This is a genomic window from Lacinutrix sp., from assembly GCF_037625555.1.
GTDB lineage: Bacteria > Bacteroidota > Bacteroidia > Flavobacteriales > Flavobacteriaceae > Lacinutrix.
Genome location: NZ_JASJHV010000143.1, coordinates 1 through 3,733, shown reverse-complemented (window position 1 = coordinate 3,733; position 3,733 = coordinate 1). Strand labels below are relative to the sequence as shown.

Here is a 3,733-nt window from a genome sequence, read left to right as displayed (position 1 = left end):
CAATGAATCTAAAGATAAATGTAACGCCCAAAGTAATATTATAATTCCCTTAGAGGCTGTGGTAACCTTAGTTAATTAATGAATAAATTTATAGTTTATATATTTGGATTTTTTTTCTTAGCGCAAGCAAATGCATTAGCTTGTAATTTTAAAACAACAAATTTTGGAAGTCCTAAAGAAAGTGTAAAAATTGGAGAACTTATACCTCTATCAATATCTGACCGTTTTGGAGGAGAGCAATTAATTATTCCAATGCAAGAACTTTGTAAGAACGATAAAAGTTTATATGGAACAAGTGTTATTCATTTATATATAGAAAACAAACTTAATAGAATTCAGCTTTATAGGGCTAACATGGAGGATAGTAAGTTGATGGATTATGCTATGGGGAAATATGGTAGTTTCAATCTTCCTGAAGGAGTTCCAAAATCAAGATGGCGAGGCAGTTATGTTTGGGAGTCTGGAAATGATATTATTGAATACATTAAAACAGATATTCATGATGGTCATGCAGAAATTATAAATATAGTAAGTAAACTTTATTCTGTTTGTATGGCAGATTATGATTCAAAGGTGGGGGAATGGCTAGACTCTCAACAGTAATCATCTTTTTATTCTTATTTTTATTTAGCTTTCAAGTACAAGCTAAGAGTCCTCCGCCAGGGACTGGAACCACAGATATTCCAGCAAATATTTTAATTATGTTGGATAAGTCTGGAAGTATGAGCACTACATTAGAAACTAACACAGCATCACAATATGTAACAGACGTTCAAGTAGATAGCTCAGGAAATATTTATTTTTTGGAGTATCTAAATAACAGAATTAAGGTTTTTGATAGCGCAGGAACATATCTTAGAAGCTTTGGAAGTTATGGATCGGGTTGTAATCAAATGGCATATCCAAGGCAATTTCAAATTTTTAACGACGAAATTTATATAGTAAACTCTGGTTTCGCTAGAATTTCAAAGCTTAGTTTAACTGGTCAATGTATTGCCAGTAACTCCACTTCTTGGACTAACCCAGTTTCAATTGCTGTTAATAATAGCTATATTTTTGTCGGACATACTAACAATGTAATTAGTAAATATGCGACAGCAAATTTAGCTCAAACCGGCTATCAAGTAATGAATTCTGGTAACGTCAATTTTGCTCCAGGTATGTCTTTAAATAGTGCTGGAAATAGACTGATAGTAGCATCTTGGCATACAAGTAAAATTTCAGAATATACAGTATCTGGAAATAATCTTACCTATGTAAACGGAGCTGGTGGTAGTGCGTCTTCAGCGAATGGAAAATTTAATATAGCTATAGACGCAGCTTATGACAGTAGTGGAAATATATATGCTACAGATCATAATAATCACAGAATACAAAAATTTAATTCATCCTTAGTTTACCAAGCAAAATATGGATCACGTTCTCTAAATTCTCCATTTAATTTTCCTTATGGAATGGGTGTAGATAGTAGTGATAATATCTATGTTGGAGATTTTAGAAATCATTCAATTAGAAAATTTAACACTAGTTTAGCTCTAACAGCATCATTTGGAGGAGTAGTAGCAACAAGATTGTCTAGCGCTAAAAAAGTAATTAAAAAAATAGTTACTGATACCAATCTAACAGCTGGAGCCAATTTTGGCTTGATGGAGTGGAGTGGTAAAGGCACAGGAGGATATGCAAAGATAAGAGTTGGAATTTCAGATAATGGAGCTAAATTAATTTATTCAAGTGTAGATGGCATTCGTACAAAAGGTGGAACTAACCTACGTTTTGCTATGAGAGAAGCGAGAAATTATTTTACAACTGGAAAAACAACAACACAATCCATTGGTATGGTTGATAATTGGGATTTAACCTGTTCTTTAAATTTTCTAATAGTAATAAGTGATGGATTTTGGCAAAACAACTCCAATGTAGTTCAAGTTGCTAATGATCTCAGGCAAACTCATAATGTTAAAACCTTTGCCGTAGGTTATGCTTTAGGTGGATCTAATAGTAATTATTCTACACTAGCAACTGCTGGGGGAACTAAAAATCCTCTTTATGCAGAGAATGAAGCAGAACTGCTTGCAAAATTAACAGATGCAATTAAACAAGCTATCTCAGGTCGACTTACCTTTACTACTCCTGCAGTAATGTCAGATGTAAGTAGGAATAATTTTGTCTATCAATCGACATTTGAATACGAAACAGACAAACAATGGAAAGGAAGTTTAAAGAAATATCAATTAAATACTGATGGTACTTTTGGTTCAGCTTTGTGGGATGCTGCAGATAAATTAAATTCTAAAACTTCATCTACTAGAAATATATGGACCCCAGAAATTGGCACTGGCTTAAATAATTTTACAACAGCTAACAGAGATCTTTTAAAATCAAAAATATTTCCTAATATACCACCAACAGATACTGAAGCTGATAATTTAATAAACTTTATTAGGGGTATAGATACTTATGATCAAGATGAAGATAATAATACAACAGAGTCTATACATAAGCTTGCAGATATTTATCATTCTGATTTAATTGTAGTTGCAAATCCAGAAGCATCAGCAGTTGATGATAATACTATTAATTTTCTGAAAAAAGACTCATATTATAGATTGCAGAATAATTATAATAATTTTAAAAGTGGAGCAACTTGTGGGGGACCATGTGCTAATAGAGCAGAAATTATTTATGCTGGAGCCAATAATGGTATCCTTCATGCATTTAAAGCATCAGATGGCGAAGAGTTGTGGGGATATATTCCACCAAATGTTTTAGGTGTCCTCGAAAAGATCCCATCTAGCAAGGCTAATTCGACAAATGCTATTTATGGTATAGATGGTTCTCCAGTCGCTAAAGATATTTATTTTGATGATACTCCAAATGACGGCGTAGACAATCCAAGATGGCGAACAATTCTTTTAAGTGGGCTTGGTGCAGGTGGAAAAGGTATGTTTGCACTCGATGTTACAGATCCAAATAGTCCCACTCATTTATTTGCTTTTAACAATGATGAAACTAATAAATTTGTTGAACATTGGGATGCTAATGCGAGTAAATTTGAATTTGGTTATGTAGGTGGAAATATTGCTCCAGAATATGATTATAGAAAGTTAGGAGAAACCTGGTCAACTCCAAGAATTATTAGAATTAAAGTTGATGGTAAGGATAGATGGGTTGCAGTGTTTGGGGGAGGATACAATGGTGGTGTTAATCCTAATATTGGTTCTGTTGTATTTGTAATAGATCTAGAAAATGAAGGAAAAGTATTAAAAGTAATTGATATAGAAGATGAAGCTGTAATTACTGATAATAGGTCTGCCACTATATTTAGTAGGGTTCCTGCGGAGGGACAGTTGACTAATAACAATACTGTACTTGAGGTTCACACACATATGGATCCTAATATAAAGCATGATTCTGCAAAAGGTGAAATGCCACATATAGTTGAGTTTAATCCACCTGTTGGGCATACAATAGATTATCTTGTCAATGGAACTGTATCTAGAATTTCAAAAATAACATTTGATACTCCTTGGCCATGTGATCAAGGAATTTCTTGCTCTGGCACAGTAAGATTTACAAGAATGGAAAATGATGTAGTTAATTCTTTACCTGCAGATTTAAGTGTCATTACCGCAGATGGCACTAATAAAGCAAATTATAATGGAGCATTAATTTATGCAACGGACTTAGAGGGTAAAATAACTAAAATTGATTTAACAGAGAACTTTGTTATGGA

2 protein-coding genes are annotated in these 3,733 nt (G+C 33.2%); both read left to right on the top strand.

Annotated features, from left to right (window positions below; translation table 11 throughout):
- The first annotated feature begins 78 nt into the window (after positions 1-78).
- Positions 79-603 (top strand): hypothetical protein, encoded by a 525-nt coding sequence (locus tag QNK89_RS11880; RefSeq protein WP_340171383.1) that lies wholly within the window; start codon positions 79-81, stop codon positions 601-603.
- On the top strand, positions 582-3,733 hold a 3,152-nt coding region (locus tag QNK89_RS11875; protein WP_340171382.1), incomplete at its 3' end, for a PilC/PilY family type IV pilus protein. The genes QNK89_RS11880 and QNK89_RS11875, both read left to right, overlap by 22 nt.

What these genes read in the sequence shown, in the direction of transcription:
- QNK89_RS11880 (WP_340171383.1), top strand. Translation starts at nt 79, where the DNA reads ATGAATAAATTTATAGTTTATATATTTGGATTTTTTTTCTTAGCGCAA.